The 1,071-nt window shown below is 38.7% G+C and carries 1 protein-coding gene; it reads left to right on the plus strand.

Annotation, left to right across the window (positions count from 1 at the left end):
• On the plus strand, nucleotides 1–961 hold a 961-nt coding region (locus tag AB1414_21415), incomplete at its 5' end, for a dockerin type I domain-containing protein (GenBank protein ID MEW6609970.1).
• Between the last annotated feature and the right edge of the window lie 110 nt (nucleotides 962–1,071).

Genomic DNA, 1,071 nt, shown 5'->3' on the forward strand with positions numbered 1-1,071 from the left:
TTTAGATATCTGGTTAAAAGATGTAGTGAATTTAGCTGGACTTGATGTATTCCTTGACTTTGACCATAATCGTTTAGAGGTATTAGATGATAATCCAGCAGAAGAGGGCATACAAATTACTCAAGGACCTTTTCCTCCACAGGCATCATTACTTTATGCCGCTGCTACCAATACTATCGGACAGATTGCCTATAGCCTGATTTTAGTCCCTGCCACTAATACCGCAGATGGCTCAGGGATATTAGCAAAAATTAGATTTAAATCTAAAGCACCAGGGACTGCTACTATCTCCTTTGTCTTTGATAAACCTGATAACCGTTGGACGGTGCTTAAAGATAGTGATAATCAACCTATTCCAGTTACTACTTATGGAGGCACTGTAACTATCTATGAGTATGGTAGTATGGAGGGATATGTAATAATTGACCCACCAAAGGATACAGGCACTAATGCCGGCATTTCAATTACCCTTGCAGGCGTAGGAACAACCAGTACCGCAATAGGCGGTTATTATACCTTTTTAGAGGTTATCCCGGGAACTTATACCTTGCAAGCCGATACATTTGGTGTATCTCCTGCGACTATTACCGGGATAATAGTTTATCCTGGAACAAAGACGCAAGTCGCTACGCTTACCCTTTTAAATGGTGATTCTAATAATGATGGGGTAGTAGATATTGAGGATTTTATGGTCTTACGAAATGCCTATCTCTCAATCATAGGAGATGAAAGATGGAACAAGGAAGCTGATTATAATGGCGATGAGCGGATAAATATAGATGACGCTATGATTTTACGAAATAGTTTCTTTAAGACACAACCATCACCTGCTCCTGCACCGCCAGCACCTGCACCACCTGTTAAATTACCTCATAAGTTAGCTAAAACTAAACTTACATTTAGTCCATCTGCAATTGATACATTTGTAGGGGCTACATTTAGTGTTAACCTAAGTTCATGACTCAAAAAATTAAGTTGTGTAAAATCAATGAGTTACAACTTCAGGAAATCGAATTTTGGCACTACAGATTTAAACTTTTCATAAGATCACCTTTATTGTTTTGCCAGGAT

Source organism: bacterium (genome assembly GCA_040755795.1).
Classification (GTDB): Bacteria; UBA9089; CG2-30-40-21; order CG2-30-40-21; family SBAY01; genus JBFLXS01.